Source organism: Lactobacillus sp. M0393, from assembly GCF_016102025.1.
GTDB lineage: Bacteria > Bacillota > Bacilli > Lactobacillales > Lactobacillaceae > Lactobacillus > Lactobacillus melliventris.
In genome coordinates, this window is the sequence record NZ_JACFPK010000002.1 from 163793 (window position 1) to 181992 (window position 18200).

19 protein-coding genes and 1 riboswitch are annotated in these 18200 nt (G+C 36.9%); of the genes, 18 read left to right on the top strand and 1 reads right to left on the bottom strand.

Going from position 1 to position 18200, the window contains the following annotated elements; translation table 11 throughout:
* Positions 1-8: 8 nt before the first annotated feature.
* The 5 genes from rnz (at position 9) to H3R29_RS02160 (ending at position 3907) form a co-directional block, all read left to right on the top strand.
* On the top strand, positions 9-950 hold the full coding sequence (gene rnz, locus H3R29_RS02140; protein WP_046324784.1) for a ribonuclease Z: 942 nt from the start codon (positions 9-11) through the stop codon (positions 948-950).
* On the top strand, positions 943-1737 hold the full coding sequence (locus tag H3R29_RS02145) for an SDR family oxidoreductase (RefSeq protein ID WP_198202449.1): 795 nt from the start codon (positions 943-945) through the stop codon (positions 1735-1737). Before rnz ends, H3R29_RS02145 begins: the two co-directional genes overlap by 8 nt.
* 8 nt (positions 1738-1745) lie before the next feature.
* Positions 1746-1967 carry a lipopolysaccharide assembly protein LapA domain-containing protein gene (locus H3R29_RS02150; protein WP_046324786.1) on the top strand — a complete coding sequence of 74 codons (222 nt, stop codon included), beginning with the start codon at positions 1746-1748 and terminating at the stop codon, positions 1965-1967.
* Positions 1968-2076: 109 nt separating this feature from the next.
* Positions 2077-2268 (top strand): 50S ribosomal protein L32, encoded by a 192-nt coding sequence (gene rpmF, locus H3R29_RS02155; protein ID WP_122026021.1) that lies wholly within the window; start codon positions 2077-2079, stop codon positions 2266-2268.
* A gap of 91 nt (positions 2269-2359) precedes the next feature.
* Positions 2360-3907 carry a bifunctional UDP-sugar hydrolase/5'-nucleotidase gene (locus H3R29_RS02160; RefSeq protein WP_198202450.1) on the top strand — a complete coding sequence of 516 codons (1548 nt, stop codon included), beginning with the start codon at positions 2360-2362 and terminating at the stop codon, positions 3905-3907.
* A 38-nt stretch (positions 3908-3945) separates the two neighbouring features.
* Here the strand turns inward: H3R29_RS02160 and H3R29_RS02165 are convergent, their stop codons facing one another.
* A complete protein-coding gene (locus H3R29_RS02165) occupies positions 3946-4152 on the bottom strand; it encodes a YjzD family protein (RefSeq protein WP_046324788.1) in 207 nt (68 codons plus the stop codon).
* 107 nt (positions 4153-4259) lie between these two features.
* Here H3R29_RS02165 and H3R29_RS02170 point away from each other — a divergent pair, with 107 nt between their 5' ends.
* The 13 genes from H3R29_RS02170 (at position 4260) to rpsA (ending at position 18178) form a co-directional block, all read left to right on the top strand.
* Positions 4260-7400 (top strand): DNA polymerase III subunit alpha, encoded by a 3141-nt coding sequence (locus tag H3R29_RS02170; protein WP_198202451.1) that lies wholly within the window; start codon positions 4260-4262, stop codon positions 7398-7400.
* Positions 7401-7563: 163 nt separating this feature from the next.
* On the top strand, positions 7564-8523 hold the full coding sequence (pfkA, locus tag H3R29_RS02175) for a 6-phosphofructokinase (protein WP_046324790.1): 960 nt from the start codon (positions 7564-7566) through the stop codon (positions 8521-8523).
* 29 nt (positions 8524-8552) lie between these two features.
* Entirely contained in the window at positions 8553-10322 is a 1770-nt protein-coding gene (pyk, locus tag H3R29_RS02180) for a pyruvate kinase (protein ID WP_110446053.1), read from the top strand.
* A 173-nt stretch (positions 10323-10495) separates the two neighbouring features.
* Positions 10496-11383, top strand: coding sequence for a S1 RNA-binding domain-containing protein (locus tag H3R29_RS02185; protein WP_174794434.1), 888 nt, complete (start codon positions 10496-10498; stop codon positions 11381-11383).
* A complete protein-coding gene (xerD, locus tag H3R29_RS02190) occupies positions 11376-12275 on the top strand; it encodes a site-specific tyrosine recombinase XerD (RefSeq protein ID WP_198202452.1) in 900 nt (299 codons plus the stop codon). Before H3R29_RS02185 ends, xerD begins: the two co-directional genes overlap by 8 nt.
* Before the next feature lie 9 nt (positions 12276-12284).
* Positions 12285-12644, top strand: a complete 360-nt coding sequence (locus H3R29_RS02195; RefSeq protein WP_110446055.1) for a reductase — start codon at positions 12285-12287, stop codon at positions 12642-12644.
* Positions 12641-13378, top strand: coding sequence for a ScpA family protein (locus H3R29_RS02200; protein WP_122037561.1), 738 nt, complete (start codon positions 12641-12643; stop codon positions 13376-13378). Before H3R29_RS02195 ends, H3R29_RS02200 begins: the two co-directional genes overlap by 4 nt.
* Complete coding sequence (gene scpB / locus H3R29_RS02205; protein WP_198202453.1) at positions 13368-13976, top strand: SMC-Scp complex subunit ScpB; 609 nt, start codon at positions 13368-13370, stop codon at positions 13974-13976. Before H3R29_RS02200 ends, scpB begins: the two co-directional genes overlap by 11 nt.
* 2 nt (positions 13977-13978) lie before the next feature.
* Complete coding sequence (locus tag H3R29_RS02210) at positions 13979-14695, top strand: pseudouridine synthase (protein ID WP_370567377.1); 717 nt, start codon at positions 13979-13981, stop codon at positions 14693-14695.
* A gap of 28 nt (positions 14696-14723) precedes the next feature.
* Positions 14724-14838: riboswitch (FMN riboswitch) on the top strand.
* Positions 14839-14920: 82 nt separating this feature from the next.
* On the top strand, positions 14921-15607 hold the full coding sequence (locus tag H3R29_RS02215; RefSeq protein WP_046325202.1) for an ECF transporter S component: 687 nt from the start codon (positions 14921-14923) through the stop codon (positions 15605-15607).
* Between the two features lie 103 nt (positions 15608-15710).
* Complete coding sequence (locus H3R29_RS02220; protein WP_198202455.1) at positions 15711-16187, top strand: LysM domain-containing protein; 477 nt, start codon at positions 15711-15713, stop codon at positions 16185-16187.
* A gap of 38 nt (positions 16188-16225) precedes the next feature.
* Complete coding sequence (gene cmk, locus H3R29_RS02225) at positions 16226-16912, top strand: (d)CMP kinase (protein ID WP_198202456.1); 687 nt, start codon at positions 16226-16228, stop codon at positions 16910-16912.
* Positions 16913-16972: 60 nt separating this feature from the next.
* Positions 16973-18178: a 30S ribosomal protein S1 gene (rpsA, locus tag H3R29_RS02230; protein ID WP_046324799.1), complete on the top strand. Its 1206-nt coding sequence runs from the start codon at positions 16973-16975 to the stop codon at positions 18176-18178.
* Positions 18179-18200: the final 22 nt, after the last annotated feature.

Here is an 18200-nt window from a genome sequence, read left to right on the forward strand (position 1 = left end):
GGAATAAGATGGAGTTACAATTTTTAGGAACTGGGGCAGGACAACCTTCAAAGAAACGTAATGTATCAAGTATTGCGCTAAAAATGCTTGATGAGATCAATGAAATTTGGTTATTTGATGTGGGAGAAGCAACACAACACCAAATTTTACGAACCAATATTAGGTTGCGTAAAGTCACCAAAATATTTATTTCCCACAATCATGGTGATCATATTTTTGGGCTACCGGGATTACTGGCAACGAGATCTTTTCAAGGTGACGTGGGACCAATTACCATTTATGGTCCTGCTGGCTTAGAACAATTTGTACGGACAGCTTTAAAAATTTCTCGTACAAAAATTAGTTATCCAATCAAATTTGTCGTTTTGGACGAAGGTGGGTTAATCTATCAAGGAAAAGGTTTTAGAGTTTATACAGAAAAATTAGCCCACCGAATACCTAGTTTTGGCTATCGTGTAGTTGAAGATGATAAACCGGGAGAACTTTTAATGGATAAATTAGCGCAATATAATGTACCTAATGGTCCGTTACTTGGTAAACTTAAAAATGGGGAAGAAATAACTCTAGAAAATGGTACTATATTAGATGGTAAGAACTTTTTGGGACCTGATAAAAAGGGCAGAATAGTTACTATTATCTATGATACGCGCTCAACTCCTGCAATAGCCCAGTTGGCACAAAATGCGGATGTTTTGGTACATGAATCAACTTTTGCGGGTAATGAAACTAATTTAGCTCATTCGTACTATCATTCTACAGCCGTTGAAGCAGCAAAGATTGCACGCGATAATAATGTTAAATATTTATATTTAAATCATATTTCTGCCAGGTATTTGGGCGCTAAGGCTAAAAAATTGGAAAATCAGGCACAAAAAGTTTTTTCAAACACTAAATTAGCTAACGATTTTGATCGGATTGTAATTCCTATGAAAGGGGAAAAAAATGAGTGATTCTCTTAGAAATAAAGTAGTGGTAATTACTGGCGCTTCCAGTGGAATAGGTCACTCTATTGCGCTCGAAAGTGCTGGTAGAGGCGCAACGGTTATTCTGATTGCCAGAAATAAAGCTAAACTGGAAAAAGTGGCTTCTGAAGCCCATGAATTGTCGGGAGCTGCTTCTTATACAATAGTAACGGACATGAGTCAAAGTGACCAAATTGATGCTGCTTTTACTGAAATTATTAAATTAACTAAGCATATTGATTATTTAGTCAATTGTGCTGGTTTTGGCAAATTTGAAAACTTTGTGGAATCAGATCGGCGCGAAGTCACTGCGATGTTTCAAGTTAACGTTTTAGGATTAATGTATTTTAGTCGTTTAGTGGGCCGCCTAATGATGGAACAAAAATCAGGTCAAATCATCAATATTGGTTCAATTGCCGGCAAAATTCCTACTGTGAAATCGGCAGCCTACAGCGCGTCAAAAGCGGCAGTTATTCAGTTCTCCAATGTATTGCGGTTGGAGCTAAAACCATTTGGTGTTAAGGTGATGACGGTTAATCCTGGCCCTGTTTACACGAATTTTTTCAATATTGCAGATACTAGCGGCCATTATGCCGACAATGTGCAAAAATTTATGCTGGATCCCGATGATGTTGCTTGGCAAGTAGTTCATTTCTTCGGCAGTAATAAACGGGAACTGAATTTACCTGTCAGTCTGGCTGTTTTGGCGAAATTATATAACTTGTTTCCGAAGATTGGTGACAAGCTGTCCCTTAAGTTTGCTTCCAGAAAGTAGTGCGGATTATGAAAAGTAAAACTAGTCAAATTAAACTTATTTTTACCTTAATTTTAACGTTATTGGCAGTGGTATTCGTTGTTTTGAATACTAATAATGTGGCTATTAATTTTGGCTTGTTCAAACTGAAATTACCTTTGATCATTATTTTAGTATTAATGATTATAATCGGAGTTTTGATTGGTTACTTTTGGGGCTCCTATGGTCATAATCAAGACAAGAATAACTAATATAGCTTGATTTATTTGGGATACAATAGTATCATTAACAAGCGTGAAGTATTTTGGGCGCTTAAAAGCAGCCTAAAATCGTAATTCTACAAAAAAGGAGATCAGTTAAATGGCAGTTCCTAAAAGACATACTTCTAAGCAAAAGAAACGTTCACGTCGTGGTCATATTAAGTTAACTGTGCCAGCAATGCACTATGATGCAACTACTGGTGAATATCGCTTAAGCCACCGCGTTTCACCTAAAGGATATTACAAGGGTCGTCAAGTTGTTAGTCAAGCTAACTCAAATGACAATCAATAATTAAGAGGCACCAAGAAGCGGTGTCTTTTTTTGTGCCAAAAGATACTGCTTTTTACTTGCTTAGTTTGATTAGAAAGATTAAAAAGACGAAATGAAATTAGTAATTTTACATTCCAGCGATATTCATGGCTTTATTATGCCTACTGACTATCAAAACCAGAATGATTATTCAGCTCCTTTCGGACTTAGCCGGCTAAAAAGCGTGATAGAAGAGCAGAAAAGAAAATATGGACCTGAAAACGTGATAATTACGGATGCAGGTGACAGCCTGCAGGGTTCACCTTTAGCAGCCTATGTTCACGAAAGCAAAAATAACTCTGCATTAAAAAAGTTTGCTGAGTGCTATAACCAAATTAACTATGATGCGCGCTGTTTGGGTAATCATGATTTTAATTTTGGCTTGGATTATTTAAAACAGTATCTTTCATATAGCAAAGCGCCCTTTGTAAACAGTAATATTTTAGCTGAAAAAACTGGTCGACCGGCTTTTGGTCAAGATTATATCATTATAAATAAAAATGGCATAAAGGTGGGAATTATCGGAATTGCTACGCAGAGAATACCTTTTTGGGAACCAGCAGAACATGTTGCAAACTTGAAATTTAAGTCTGCTTTTGCACAGGTTAAGCATTTAATACCTTTTTTAAGGCCAAAAGTTAATGTTTTAGCTGTCCTTTATCATGGCGGCTTCGAGGCTGATATTGAATCAGGAATTAACACCGAACCAGCTACAGGGGAGAATGAGGGTTATCGTCTTTTACAAGAAATTCCTGAAATAGATCTAATGTTAACTGGGCATCAGCATCGCAAACTGAGTGCAGTAATAAATAAAACGGCGCTAGTCCAGCCGGGTTATCGTGGAGAAGCTCTGGGCAAGATAGTGCTGGAGATTGACAAGCATAGTAAGAAGATCAAAGCTATGTCAGCTGAATTAATTGATGTAAGTGCTTATAAGCCCGCTGCCGCAATTAATTCAGTCTGCCTATCTTTAGACAAAAAGACGCAAAAATGGCTTGATCAGCCAATCGCTCATTTAGATAATCCTGCACTTGTAGCAAATGCTAATCAGGCAAGAATTGAGGGTTCACCTTTTATCAATTTGCTGCAAAATATGCAGCTTTATTTTACTCATGCAGATATTTCAGCAACTGCATTAATGAGCGAAACTGCCAAGGGCTTTGGCAAAAATGTTTCAATGCGCGATATTTTGTTAAATTATCCCTTTGCTAATCAGTTATGTGTTGTTAAAGTAACCGGTAAGGAATTACGCCATATTGTTGAATACTCACTTAAATTTTTAACTAAAGATTCCAATGGCCAGGTTAGCTTTGCCCCGCAATATCAAAGTCAACTTTTTAATTTTGATTTGTTTTACCCGCTTGTTTATGAAGCTGATATCCAAAAACCAGTAGGTGAACGTTTGACAAAGTTGGAATTACACGGACAAGCAATTTTAGCCCCCAAGACATATCGCTTGGCTGTTAATAACTATCGTGCTATGGGTGGGGGGTTTTATCCTGAATACAGTATTAGTAAGATTGAGCAAATTGGTGATAAAGATTATATAGAAATGTTTCAGGAATACTTAACTAAAGGTCGACCTACGAGCGAAGTAACACATAACTATCATTTTAAATAAAGAAAAAAGTCATTAGCGAGTATGCTAATGACTTTTGTTTACTTAAGTTTTGAATATTTGCTCTTGTCTTTATGAGAATGTGCTGTAATTGTAGGAATAATTGCTGCAAATAGCAAGCCGAAGATTAAACCTACAATAGCAGCCTCGCCAAAATTAAAAACATGTTGGGTTAACGGAGCGGCAATAAAGCCTACAATTAGCATGTAAACGACGCTCCAGCAAATAGTTACAATATATCGACCCATAGCGTTTCCTTCTTTCATACCCTTGAATTCTAACAAATATTATGCAGGTTTTCAATCCAAAAGATAGCTTTTTGGTATACTAAATTATATGGAGGGTGACCCGAAAAATGAAATATGCTGCATTACAGAATCTTAGTTCTTTTACACTTTTAGAAAGTCCAGTAAAAATTTATGATTTGGTTACTACTGCCAAAAAATTAGGCTATGAAGCTGTTGGATTGACCGATGTCAATGTCACATACGGGTTAGTTAACTTTTTTGAAGTTGCTCAAAAAGTTGGTATTAAACCACTTTTAGGGATGCAATTAAGATTAAACGGCTTAATTGACAGTGCTCACCAATATGATCTGATAGCACTGGCAAAATCTGATGAAGGTTACCGTAATATTTTGCGTTTATCAAGTAGAATTAACCTTTTGACGGATAATGGCAATAAGCAAAAAATCTTAACTTTAGCAGATTTGACTAAGGATTTGCATGAACTGATTTTGATAGAACCGGCAAATTCTCACAGTGAGTTGTTGAACTTGCAGGTACAAAATGACAAATTAGGGACAGATTTTTTGCGACAATTAATCAGTTTAGTACCTAAGTCAAGTTCTCTTTATATTGGTGTCTATGGCAATGAAAAGCAAAAAAAATACATTCAATATGTTAAAACTTTGTCAAAGCAATTTGAAGTACCATTAGTTAGCGTTGAAGATACTTGTTACTTAAAACCGCGTGACCAGTTTTTACGCAAAACTTTGCAGGCCATTAAAAAAGGAGAGGTGTTACAAGATACTGCTGAACTGGCAAAGCAGTCAGGTTCACATTATTTACCAGCCGTTCAGGAATTAAGTAAGCGCTACCATGAACTAGACTTGGATGAAGCATTAAGTAATACCGGAAAGATAGCATCCTTATGTAATGCTAAAGTTATTTTTCAAACGCCTGTCTTACCGAAATTTAAGCAAAAAAAATTTACGAGCTCAAAGGATTACCTAAGGTATTTGGCCGAGAACGGCTTAAAGAGTCGTTTTAAGCAGCGCCAAGTTCCTGCAAGTTATCAAAAGCAGCTCAATTATGAGTTGCAGGTGATCGATCAAATGGGCTTTAACGACTATTTTTTGATTGTTTGGGACGTAGTAAACTATTGTCATCGAACTGATATTGTGATGGGTCCTGGCCGGGGATCGGCATGTGGATCTTTAGTTTCATATGCACTTAACATCACAGAGGTTGATCCACTTGAATATCATTTACTTTTTGAGCGTTTTCTTAATCCAGCTCGCCACGAAATGCCTGATATTGATTTAGATATTCCTGACAATCGCCGTGACGATGTCATTAAGTACATGTTTACCAAATATGGTATGGATCACGCGGCACAAATTCTTACTTTTGGTACATTAGCGGCCAAACAGGTTTTGCGTGATACCGGACGGGTTTTTGGCTTGCAGGAAATGCAATTGAGTGAATGGTCAAAAAGCGTGCCTTTTGCAAAGGGTAAAATTAGTCTGGCTCAAGCCTATAAGGAATCTAAAAAAATGCAAATGCTGGTAAATGCTAGTGATAGCAATAAACTGCTTTTTGAAACTGCCAGTGGCTTAGAAGGGTTACCGCGACACTACTCAATTCATGCTGCTGGTTTAGTTGTCAGTGATAATTCTATTGCAGCCATTTCTGGCTTACAGGCGGGTCAACTGGGGATACCGCTAACGCAGCAAACTAAAAAATACGTGGAAGCTCTGGGTTTGTTAAAGATTGACTTTTTAGGGTTAAGAAATTTGACTATCCTTGGAGATACAGCAAAAATGATTCGTGATCAAGGTAAAAAAATCGCTTTTAATCAGATTCCTTTGGACGATCCGCCAACTTTAAATATTTTTCAAAAAGGCGAAACAGAACTAGTTTTTCAATTTGAATCTGCTGGGATTCGTAATGTGCTTCGGGAACTGCACCCAGATAATTTTGAAGATCTGGTAGCAGTCAATGCACTTTATCGTCCAGGTCCAATGCAGAATATTAACACTTTTATTGCTCGCAAAAAGGGTAAACAAAAAGTCACATATCCTGATCCCAGTTTAAAGACAATCCTGGCTCCAACATATGGAATTTTAGTCTACCAGGAACAGGTTATGCAGACTGCTCAGGTTTTAGCAGGCTTTTCTTTAGGCGAAGCTGATATTTTACGCAGGGCAATGTCAAAGAAGGACCAAAAAGTTATTGAACAGGAAAAAGCTAAATTTATCTCTGGTGCTGTAAAAAAGGGTCATAGCACTCAAGTTGCCACTCGGGTATATGACTATATTGAACAATTTGCTAATTATGGCTTTAACCGCTCGCACGCTGTGGCATATACTATGATCGCTTTTTGGCTAGCTTATTTACAGGTTCATTATCCCGCTGAGTTTTATGCGGCTATGCTTAATTCCAATATCGGTAATCAAAATAAAGCAAGTGAATATATAATGCGAGCACAAGAAGATGGCGTTAAAATTTTGCCACCTGATATTAATAAAAGCTCTTTATGGTATCAGGTAATTGATGGTCAGATTTTAGTTGGTCTCAGAGCGATTAAGGGTGTTAGAATTGATTTTCTTAAAGAGATAATCGCTAAGCGTCAGACAAAACCATTTACTTCTTTAGCAGGCTTTTTACGGCAAATTGATACTAAATTTATTAAAGCCAATAGTATTACAAATGTCATTGAAACTCTTATTAAAGCGGGCTGTTTTGATCGGATAAACAAAAATCGTAACGAATTATTGCAAAACTGCCCTGAAACTATTGAAAATGTGAAATTGACAGGAGAAAATTTAGCTTTATCGGAAGGGCTGGGAGGCATACCCGTCAAAGATGCCCCTGAACCAAGTAAACAGGAAAAAGCAGTCATGGAGGTAGAGTCCTTGGGCTTTTCCACGTTAACATCACCTTTAATAACGGTAGAAAAATACGCGCAAAAGTTTAATGCAAAAGCACTAAGTGAATTTCAAATTCATGAAAGTGGCATAGCCGTAGGAAAATTAATGTCATTAAAGTTAGTCAGAACTAAAAAGGGGCAAACCATGGCTTTTGGCAATTTTGCCGATACGACTAGTAAGCAGGATATTGTAATTTTTCCTGGTGTTTATGATAAAATTCAATCGAATTTAAAGGAGGGTAATATTTATTTATTAGGCATTAGAGTTCAGAACAATCGTTTCGATTCGAGTAAAAAACAATATATTTTAACAAATTTAAAGGTTGTTAATTTACAAGAGTAGGGTTTTTGGTTAAGCGTTAACAAATAAGTATTGTTACCGCTAACATCAAAAAAGACCGTCAAATCAAGAATTTTAATCCTTTTTTGTGAGATTTTTTCGTGAAAGAATGTTAAAATTTAGTGGATGTGAGAAATTACACAATAAATCTTGATGAGGTGAATTCATGAAGCGAATTGGAATTTTAACGAGCGGTGGCGACGCTCCTGGCATGAATGCGGCTGTTAGGGCTGTAACTAAAACCGCTATTCATCATGGACTTGGTGTTGTTGGTATTCGTTATGGTTTTGCCGGGCTTGTAGCTGGTGACTTTGTAACCTTAACTGCTGAAAATATTGATCACATGATTAATGCAGGTGGTACTTTTCTCTACAGTGCCCGTTACCCGGAATTTGCACAAAAAGAAGTGCAGGAAAAGGGAGTAGAGCAATTAAAAAAGCATGACATCGATACTGTAATTGTTATTGGTGGTGATGGTTCATATCATGGTGCGCTGGCATTAACCCGTTTGGGAATTAATTCTATTGGGTTACCGGGTACCATTGATAATGATATTCCATACACTGAATATACAATTGGTCTTGATACCGCCTGCAATACAGCCATGCAAGCCATCGACAGAATTCGTGATACTGCCAGCAGTCATCACCGTGTTTTTGTTGTGAATGTGATGGGACGTGATTGTGGTGACATTGCTATGCGCGTTGGTTTAGCCAGCGGCGCGGATGCTATCGTCGTTCCAGAACGGCAATTTGATATTAAAGAAATTGCAGACAGATTAAAACGTGGTTTCAAAGACGGCAAAGACAATGGTATTATCATCTTGGCTGAAGGTGTCATGAATGCTGCTGATTTTAGAACCGAGCTTTTAAAATACGGCGATTTCGATTGCAGAGCCAATATTATTGGTCATATGCAGCGTGGCGGATCACCTACAGTTTTGGATAGAATAAATGCTACAAAGATGGGCAATTATGCGGTTAAGTTACTTCTTGATGGTAAAGGCGGTTTAGCTGTCGGCATGGAGAATGGCCAACTGGAAACCCACGATATTCTGGATTTATTTGATGAAAAACATGCCAGCGAAGAGTCGTTAATTGATATTAATGAAGAAATGACTAAATAATTAGTCGATTTTGGGGAGATTTTTAAATAATGAAGAAAACTAAAATTGTTAGTACCTTAGGGCCAGCTTCAAATGATATTGAAACTATTACAGCTTTGGCTAAGTCAGGCGTAAATGTATTCCGTTTCAACTTTTCACATGGTGATCATGCTGAGCATCTGTCACGGATGAAAATGGTTCGTCAAGTCGAAAAAGAAACTGGCTTAGTACTTGGTATCGCATTAGACACCAAAGGTGCTGAGATTAGAACCACTGATCAAGAAGGTGGCAAGTTTACCATTAATACTGGAGACCAAATTCGTGTATCAATGGACGATTCCAAACCGGGTAACAAGGACATGATCCATGTTACTTACGAAGGTCTTTATGGTGATACCCACGTTGGTGGTCATGTTTTAATTGATGATGGTTTAGTTGACTTATTAATTAAAGAAAAAGACGAAGAAAAGAAAGAGCTAGTTTGTGAAGCTCAAAACACTGGTGTTATCGGTTCCAAAAAGGGTGTTAATGCACCTGGAGTTGAAATTCGCCTGCCAGGAATTACCGAAAAAGATGCTGATGACATCAAATTTGGTTTAGCTCATGGCATTAACTTTATTTTTGCTTCGTTTGCACGTAAGGCACAGGATATCCTTGATATCCGTAAGTTGTGTGAAGATGCAGGTTGTGATTATGTTAAGATTTATCCTAAGATTGAATCACAAGAAGGTATCGATAATGCAGATGAAATCTTGCAAGTTTCAGATGGTTTAATGGTTGCTCGTGGTGACATGGGGGTTGAAATTCCATTTATTGATGTGCCATTTGTTCAAAAAGATTTAATCAAGAGAGCAAATGCACTTGGTAAGCCAGTTATTACTGCTACCCAAATGCTTGACTCAATGCAAGAAAATCCTCGTCCAACTCGTGCTGAAGTTTCAGACGTAGCTAACGCTGTACTTGACGGTACTGATGCAACTATGCTTTCTGGTGAATCCGCCAACGGTTTGTACCCAGTTAAGGCTGTTTCTGCAATGGCTGAAATTGATGAAAGAACTGAACAAGAACTTCTTAAGCGTAATACTTTGGCTCTGCAAAGATTTGAAGAATACAAGGGTTCAAACGTTACTGAAGCTATTGGTGAATCTGTTGTGCGGACTGCCCAAGAATTAGGTGTTAAAACCATTATTACTGCAACTAATTCAGGCTATACTGCCAGAATGATTTCTAAATATCGTCCAAACGCCAATATTTTGGCCTTAACTTTTGACGAAAAGATCCAACACTCACTTGGCATTTCTTGGGGCGTTCAACCTTTACTTACTGACAAACCAGCTTCGACTGATGATATGTTTGAAGTAGCAGCTAATGTTGCCAAGGAACAAGGCTATGTTAAAGATGGTGATTTAGTAATCATTGTTGCTGGTGTTCCTGTTGGTGACTCCGGTACAACCAACTTAATGAAATTACAAATCATTGGTAGCAAATTGGCTCAAGGGCTGGGTGTTGGTAACGGCTCAGTTGTTGGTAAAACAGTTGTTGTTAATAGTGCTGAAGAAGCTATCAGCAAGGTTAAAGAGGGCGACATCATGGTTGCCAGAACTACTGATCCTGATTACATGCCAGCTATTAAAAAGGCTTCAGGTTTAGTTGTTGAAGCTTCTGGATTGACTTCACACGCTGCAGTTGTCGGTTTATCATTAGGAATTCCAGTTGTGGTCGGTGTTACTGGTGCTACTGAAAAGATTGGCAGTGGTATTACTATTACTGTTGATGCTCGTCGTGGTGCTATTTACCAAGGTGAAGTTTCAAATCTTTAATTAAAGTAAAATGTGAAAATAGCCAGTAGCCAGTACTGGCTATTTTTGTTTGCTTTTGATCTGGGTAAATTAAATTAAAATCATTAGTTAATTTGGTTTGACTGATATCAATTTAAGCCATTAAAATGATATACTTGTTATCAGATCCAATATCTAGACTTAGGAGATTAATCATGCTAGGCACTATTGCAACTGGAAAAATAATAGATCAAAATGAAAATTCTTTTTTTGTTCAAGTCGAAGGTTTCACTTATGAATTGAAACGAAAGGAAATTACTCAGGAAGAAAAGCCAAAACTGGGAGATCAAATCAAAGGATTTCTGTACGATAATAAACAGCATAATCGCGAAATGACCCAGTTTCTACCCTTTGCTCAAGAAGATCAGTATGCTTGGAGCAAAGTGACTGAAGTCAAGTATAACTTAGGTGTTTTTGTAGATATTGGTTTGCCAGATAAAGATATAGTGATTTCCTTGGATGATCTCCCTTATGACAAAGAACGCTGGCCTGAAGTTGGTGATCAACTGCTAGTTCATCTTGAAACTGATGAAAAAGATCGTATTTGGGCAAAAATGGCGGATGAAAATATTTTTGAACAACTTGCAGCTCATTTTCCAGACGGTATGAATAATAAAGATGTTTTTGGGACTGTTTATTCAGCCCGTGAAGTAGGAGCATTTGTAATTACTAAAGAATATTATTTGGGTTTTGTTCATCCGTCACAAATGGCTCGGCCACTACGTTTAGGTGAACAATTTAAGGGTAGAGTTGTTGGTGTTAGTCAGTATGGCCGCCTAAATTTGAGCAGTCTGCCGCGATCATTTGAAGAAATAGATGAAGATGCGCAGATGATTTTGATGAGTTTGCGCAGAAAAAAAGATAAAACATTACCTTTTTATGATAAATCTGATGCAGAGGATATAAAAAGCTATTTTGGCATCTCAAAATCTGCTTTTAAACGAGCATTAGGACACTTGTTGAAGGGAAAATACATAGTGGAAGATAAAACTACTGGAACAATTTCATTAGTTAACGACCCCGAAGAAGACAAAAATGAATAAGTTAACAGAACAAGTTGAGGACTATTTAAGATTTAGTCAGATTGAGCGAGGATTAAGTGCTAATACAATCACTGCTTACAAGCAGGATTTAAGCTCTTTCATTGATTTTTTACAAAAGGAAAATTTAACTTCCTGGCCGACTAAAGCGATTGATATTGATGCTTTTTTGGCTGAGCAACGCGATCAAAAGAAGGCAACAAGTTCTATTAGTCGTTTAATTTCAAGTCTGCGAAAATTTTACCAGTGGCTGGTAAGACAAAATATTCAAAAATTGAATCCTATGCTTGAAATAGACTCACCCAAAAAACGTCGTCCTTTACCAGTTGCTTTAACCACAGTCGAAGTTACTGACTTACTTAAGCAACCTGATATAAAAAAGAAACTGGGATTACGAGACCGTGCTTTACTTGAAACGTTGTACGCAACAGGAATAAGGGTGAGCGAATTAATAAACCTTAAATTTACCGACTTGCATGAAGAATTGAAATTAGTCAAAGTTTTTGGTAAAGGCTCAAAAGAACGGTTGATTCCTATTAGTAAAGTTGCTTTGTCCTGGATTGATAGTTATAAAGAAAAAGTACGTGATCCCTTGATATTGAAAGTGGGAAAAAACACGGATTTTATTTTTCTGAACAGTCGCGGCGGTTCTCTAACTCGACAAGCTGTGTGGCAAATTATCAAGCATTACTGCAAGTTGGCTGGTATTCAGAAAAACGTTACCCCTCACACTTTAAGACACACCTTCGCTACTCACCTACTTGAAAATGGGGCTGATTTGCGTGTGGTTCAAGAAATTTTAGGACACTCGGATATTAGTACTACACAAATTTATACCAATTTGTCTCAGAAACATATCATACAAGTATACGAGAAAACTCATCCCCGAATTTAAGGTGATTAAATGTTAATTGAATGTAAAAATGACACGGAAAAAGTAGCAATGGGTTTGTTATCCTATTTACCGGATTTTAAAAATCTCGCAAATCTTAAGGATGAAATTCAATTAAATAAAAATAGTGCTGAATTTTGTCTATATCTTTATCGGTCTAAAGATCCTAATTTTATTGGTGTGATTGGCACGCAAGCGAATAAACAATTTGTTGTCATTCGCTACATTTCATTTGCTCCTGATTTTCGCAAAGCTAAATACGAAGCAAAGGCAATACAAGAACTGGCTCAAAGTAATCCCCAAAAAAGAATTACGGCTGTTCCTGAATATATTGATCTGATTAAATATTTAAAAAAGGACTCAAAAATATGAGTGCTAATCTTACTTTGGAATTACCCAATTTTGAAGGCCCTTTAGATTTGTTGCTGCACTTAATTAAAGTACAGAAAATTGATATTTATGATATTCCGATAGCCCAAATTACCAGCCAATATTTAGCCTATTTACATCAAATGCAAAGTCTTAATTTGAAAATTGCCGGTGAATACTTTGTCATGTCATCATTGTTGTTACGCATAAAGTCTCAATCATTACTGCCGCAAAATGATTTCATAGAAAATGATGAGGAACAGGAAGATCCTAGGGATGAACTCGTACAGCAGCTTATTACCTACTCAATATTCAAAAAAATCTCGGTTTACTTTAAAAAGCGTAACGAAAAGGTTCCCATTACTGCTGCTAAAGAGGAAAGCGTGCCCCTTAGTAAAAAGATTCAGCCGTTACCTCGAGGACAAATTACTTCCACTGAATTGGCTAATACGTTTATTTTAGTATTACAAAGAATGAAGATCAGACAGCCAGATATTGTTTCGGTTGAGGTGAAAGAGACCTCTGTTAAAGAGATGAGTACTTTTTTGCAAACCGAATTGGCAAAGTGCAAAAAGGTCAGTTTTTTTGCATGTTGTCAAAAAATGAAAACTTTATCTGATGTTATTGGTTTGTTTTTAGCATTGCTTGAACTTTGTAAAAAGCAAGAATTGCGGGTAACACAAAATAGAACATTTGGCGATCTGAACTTGGAAAGAATTGATAGCGATGATAACTAAAATTGCCCAGTTAGAGGCTCTATTGTATGTGGCCGGTGATAATGGCATTGAAAGCACTAATTTGTGTGAACTGCTGCAAATTGGCAAGCCTGCACTGCGCGAATTAACTAAAAGCTTGCAGGAAAAATTACAGCAAAATTCGGATTCAGGTCTGCAAATACAGCAACTGAACGATTCTTATAAATTAACAACCCGGCCGGAAGTAAGCAAAACAATTGAAAACTTTTTTCAAAAAGATTTAACTAAAAGTCTTAGTCAGTCCGCTTTGGAAATATTAGCAATTGTTGCTTATAAGCAGCCTATTACTCGGATAGAAATTGATGAAATCAGAGGGGTAAATTCATCTGGTGCTTTACAAACATTAATTTGGCGGGGTCTTGTAAAGATAAATGGCAAAAAAGAGGCTCCGGGACACCCTAATTTATACGTGACCACTGACTATTTTTTGCAGTATTTTGGTTATCAAAGTTTAGCCGATTTACCTCTAATTGAAGATTTTGAAGATGAAAGTGTTAATGCCGAAGGTGAAATCGATTTATTTGCGGCTAAGGGTCAAGCAGATAAGAATATTGCTAAAACTCAAAAAGGAGAATCATAATGGTGTTAGAACGATTACAAAAAGTAATTGCTGAAGCTGGAATTGCTTCACGACGCAAGGCTGAAAAAATGATCACCGCAGGGCGGGTGACAGTTGATGGTAATGTAGTTACAAAATTAGGTACTAAGGTAGATACATTTAGTAATATTACCGTCGATGGTGAACCAATTGAGCGGGAAAGTTTGCACACATACCTTTTTTATAAACCGCGTGGGGTGGTATCGACTGCCAGCGATGACAAAGGCCGAAAAACCGTTGTTGAATACTTTAAAGAATTGCCCTACCGCTTGTACCCAATTGGCAGACTAGATTATGACACGTCAGGTTTACTCTTGATGACCAATGACGGAGAGCTTGCAAATTTATTGATGCATCCACGCAATAATGTAGCCAAAGTATATGTTGCTAAAATTACGGGTGTGCTTTCTCCTGCAGAAATCAGTCAGCTTACCCACGGAGTAAAAATTGATCGTCATAGATGTGCTCCGGCTAAAGTTAAAGTAATTAGAACTGACCGCAAAAAAAATAGCCAAATAGTACAGTTAACTATTCATGAGGGGCAGTATCATCAAGTAAAAAGAATGTTTAAGGCTGTTCATCATCAGGTTAAAAAATTAGCACGTGAAAGATACGCCTTTTTAACCCTGGATTCTCTGATTTCCGGAAGTTTTCGCGAATTATCCCATGAGGAAGTTGACAGATTAAAAGACGTAGATTAAGATGGTATTGAAAATTAAATATTAAGTTTGTTGTCTTCATGGCAGGGTGAAAATCCCGACCGGCGGTGAGAGTCCGCGACCCACGAAAGTGGTGGAATCTATTGTGATACCGATAGTTAAAGTCTAGATGAAAGAAGACAGACTAAACTAAAAGCCAAGATCTTTAGCTTACTTTTACTCGGTCTGTTGCTAGAAGCAACAGACCGAGTTTTTTTGGAGGTAAGAATTTTGCAAAGAAAAGGCAGAAATAATTTGGTCAATATAGTAGCATATACTTTAATTGGAACAATTGCATATGTATTAATGCTTTTGGAAATACCATTGCCTGTCACCAGCTTTTTAAAATTTGATTTTTCTGATGTTGTAATTACTATTGGTACTTTTTTATTTGGTCCATTACCCGGCATTTTCATCGCGTTTGTGAGAATGCTAATTAATTTAATATATAAAGGTTTTGCGCTACCAAGTTTAGTGGGTCAATCTGCGGCCTTTTTAGCATCAATTTCATTTGCTTTGCCGTTTTATTATTTGACTAGAAATATCAATAAAGATGAAAAGAGTTTTACTAAAAAACATTTAAAACCAATCTTAGGTATAGTTCTTGGCATTATAGCGATGGCTTTTGTTTTGTCAGTTTTAAATGCTCTGGTTCTAACACCTTTTTATGCAGCAACTACGGTACCCAATTTGCCAGCTATTCATGGTTATTCAGGTCTATTGGCGTTTACTGAGAAAGTTTATTTGGGCAAATTGCTCCACATTCCATCAATGAGTGCCTATATTTTTGGCATTATTGTGCCGTTTAATTTATTAAAAGGGGCAATAAATGGTACAGTGGTTTACTTATTGTTTGAAACTGTTTTGAGAACAATCAAACCATTTGTCAGGAAAAACTTCAATTTAAAAAACTAAACTCAGAAATTATGAAATCGGTCTATTAAATGACCGATTTTTTTATCCACTTAAATGGTAAATATGCTAAAATTAAACAAGTTAGGTAAGGAGGCTTTTTAAGATGACTAATAATCCTAAGGGACCATATCAACATTATAAACGTCCGCAAAAAACCAGAGTTGAAACATACAACTCTGTTTCTAAACGTTGGATTGTACTCATTGTTTTACTTATAATGATACTAATTGGCCTTGTTCCAGTAGTACATCATTTAGCAGCGAATAATAATTCAAGTAATAAAATAGTTGAAGTACGCAAAACTCATAAAAAAGCTGCCAAAAAAGCAAACGTTAAAGCTTCTCCTGCAAAAAACAAACTTATCGAAAATAAAACTAAGAGCAAACCGAAGGCAAAACCCAAACCTAAGGTTAAGCATAAAAAGAAACACGTGAAAACTAAACAATATATAGTTCAAAGTGGAGATTCTTTAAGTAGTATTGCTCGTCGTTTTAAAATTTCTGTTGGTCAGTTAGCTGAGTTAAATCAACTTGATCCTAACAGTCAGGTGGATATCGGACAAGTACTGCGTATCAAATAACTTAGAAAGGATAGGGACTGCAGTCCCTTTTTTATTGAATGCAAGTAGCAATTGATGGACCAGCTTCAGCTGGAAAAAGTACAGTAGCAAAGATAATAGCTCAAAAATTGAACTTTACGTATATTGATACGGGAGCAATGTACCGTGCTTCTACCTGGTTAGCACGTGAACACAAACTTAGTTATAGTGATGAAAAAGGCATATTGGCTGCTATTGACAAAGAAAAAATTGAACTGAAAAGCGAAAATGGCCAACAAAAAGTTTTTGCCGGCGATAAGGATATATCTCAAGATATACGTACACCGGATATTTCTGCTCACGTTTCTCAAGTATCAGCTTTGGCAGGTATCAGAACTAAAATGGTCAGTTTGCAAAGACAAATGGCCGGTCAGATGAATGTAGTGATGGATGGTCGTGATATTGGGACCACGGTTTTGCCTGCAGCTGACGTTAAAATCTTTTTAGTTGCGTCTGCTCATTCTCGAGCCCAAAGAAGAATGCTTGATTTTAAAGAAAGAGGAATTAAAACTAACCAGTCCCTTGAAGAAATTGAACAAGACATAGCGGAAAGGGATTATAAAGATTCGCATCGTAAAATTTCACCATTAAAAAAGGCACTTGATGCTATTGAAATAGACACAACTTCTATGACTATAGACCAGGTAGTTAATGCAATCTTATCTGAAATTAAAAAAAGTCAAAAAAACTATAAAAAAAGGGTATAAAACAGTAGAAAAATATCAAACTTTCATTTAGAATTAGAGTATGATATTGGGAGGTAAATAATGTCAGAAAACAGTAATCAATTTTTAGATGCATTAAAGCAAATGCAAGGAGTTGAGGTCGGAGATATTGTAGATGTTGAAGTCTTAGACGTTGAAGAAGGTCAAATCGATGTTGGTGTTGAAAATGCCGGTATTGAAGGTGTAATTCCTCGTCGTGAATACACTTCAGATCGCAACGTTGACCTACGTGAAGCAGTTAAACCAGGCGATAAGCTCAAAGCTTTAGTTTTAAGAAAAGCCGGCGGAGACAAAGAGAATGGTGAATTCTTCTTCTCAGTTACCCGCTTGAAGGAAAGAGAAGCATACGATGAACTGCAAAAAGATTTTGAAGCCGGAAAGACAATTGAAGGCACAGTTACTTCTTCAGTTCGTGGTGGTTTGTTAGTAGATGTAGGCACTAGAGGATTTTTGCCTGCGTCATTAATTTCTAACCGTTATGTTTCGGATCTTAAGCCATTTATCGGCAAAACCATGAAACTTAAAATTACTGAAATTGATCCAAGTAAGAACCGCTTAATCCTTTCTCACAAAGATTTAATTGAAGAAGAACGTGAAGAAGCTTTTGACAAGGTTGCATCACAGTTAGTTGTGGGTGATGTTGTTGAAGGCAAGGTTTCCCGTTTAACTAATTTTGGAGCTTTTGTTGATGTTGGCGGTGTTGATGGTTTAGTCCACATTTCCGAGATCTCATACAAACATGTTGATAAGCCAAGCGATGTTTTAAAGGCTGGTCAAGATGTCAAAGTTAAAGTAATTGGTATTGATGATGATAGACATCGCATCTCCCTTTCAATTAAGCAAACTGAACCTTCTCCTTTTGAACAAGCTACAGCTGACTTACACGAAGGCGATGTGTTTGAAGGCGAAGTTAAATCTTTAACTAACTTCGGTGCTTTTGTTGAAGTAGCTGATAATATTCAAGGTTTAGTTCACGTTTCTGAAATATCATATAAACACGTAGACAAGCCAAGTGATGTTTTAAAGGTTGGTCAAAAAGTTAAAGTCAAGGTCTTAAACATTGACCCTGGTGAGCACCGCATTTCACTTTCTATGAAGGCTGCTGAGCCCAAGAATTCTGAAAATGAAGGCAATCGTTCACACAGTTCATATAACCGCAATTCAGTAAATAAAAAATATATGAACAATGATGACAGTGGCTTTGCTTTAGGTGACATCATAGGTGACCAATTAAAAGATCGTCGTTAATTTAATAAAAAAGCCGACTCTT

Bases quoted from the DNA above. Each gene is read 5' to 3' on its own strand.
- rnz (WP_046324784.1), top strand. From the start codon at position 9: ATGGAGTTACAATTTTTAGGAACTGGGGCAGGACAACCTTCAAAGAAA.
- H3R29_RS02145 (WP_198202449.1), top strand. From the start codon at position 943: ATGAGTGATTCTCTTAGAAATAAAGTAGTGGTAATTACTGGCGCTTCC.
- H3R29_RS02150 (WP_046324786.1), top strand. From the start codon at position 1,746: ATGAAAAGTAAAACTAGTCAAATTAAACTTATTTTTACCTTAATTTTA.
- rpmF (WP_122026021.1), top strand. From the start codon at position 2,077: ATGGCAGTTCCTAAAAGACATACTTCTAAGCAAAAGAAACGTTCACGT.
- H3R29_RS02160 (WP_198202450.1), top strand. From the start codon at position 2,360: ATGAAATTAGTAATTTTACATTCCAGCGATATTCATGGCTTTATTATG.
- H3R29_RS02165 (WP_046324788.1), bottom strand. From the start codon at position 4,152: ATGGGTCGATATATTGTAACTATTTGCTGGAGCGTCGTTTACATGCTA.
- H3R29_RS02170 (WP_198202451.1), top strand. From the start codon at position 4,260: ATGAAATATGCTGCATTACAGAATCTTAGTTCTTTTACACTTTTAGAA.
- pfkA (WP_046324790.1), top strand. From the start codon at position 7,564: ATGAAGCGAATTGGAATTTTAACGAGCGGTGGCGACGCTCCTGGCATG.
- pyk (WP_110446053.1), top strand. From the start codon at position 8,553: ATGAAGAAAACTAAAATTGTTAGTACCTTAGGGCCAGCTTCAAATGAT.
- H3R29_RS02185 (WP_174794434.1), top strand. From the start codon at position 10,496: ATGCTAGGCACTATTGCAACTGGAAAAATAATAGATCAAAATGAAAAT.
- xerD (WP_198202452.1), top strand. From the start codon at position 11,376: ATGAATAAGTTAACAGAACAAGTTGAGGACTATTTAAGATTTAGTCAG.
- H3R29_RS02195 (WP_110446055.1), top strand. From the start codon at position 12,285: ATGTTAATTGAATGTAAAAATGACACGGAAAAAGTAGCAATGGGTTTG.
- H3R29_RS02200 (WP_122037561.1), top strand. From the start codon at position 12,641: ATGAGTGCTAATCTTACTTTGGAATTACCCAATTTTGAAGGCCCTTTA.
- scpB (WP_198202453.1), top strand. From the start codon at position 13,368: ATGATAACTAAAATTGCCCAGTTAGAGGCTCTATTGTATGTGGCCGGT.
- H3R29_RS02220 (WP_198202455.1), top strand. From the start codon at position 15,711: ATGACTAATAATCCTAAGGGACCATATCAACATTATAAACGTCCGCAA.
- cmk (WP_198202456.1), top strand. From the start codon at position 16,226: ATGCAAGTAGCAATTGATGGACCAGCTTCAGCTGGAAAAAGTACAGTA.
- rpsA (WP_046324799.1), top strand. From the start codon at position 16,973: ATGTCAGAAAACAGTAATCAATTTTTAGATGCATTAAAGCAAATGCAA.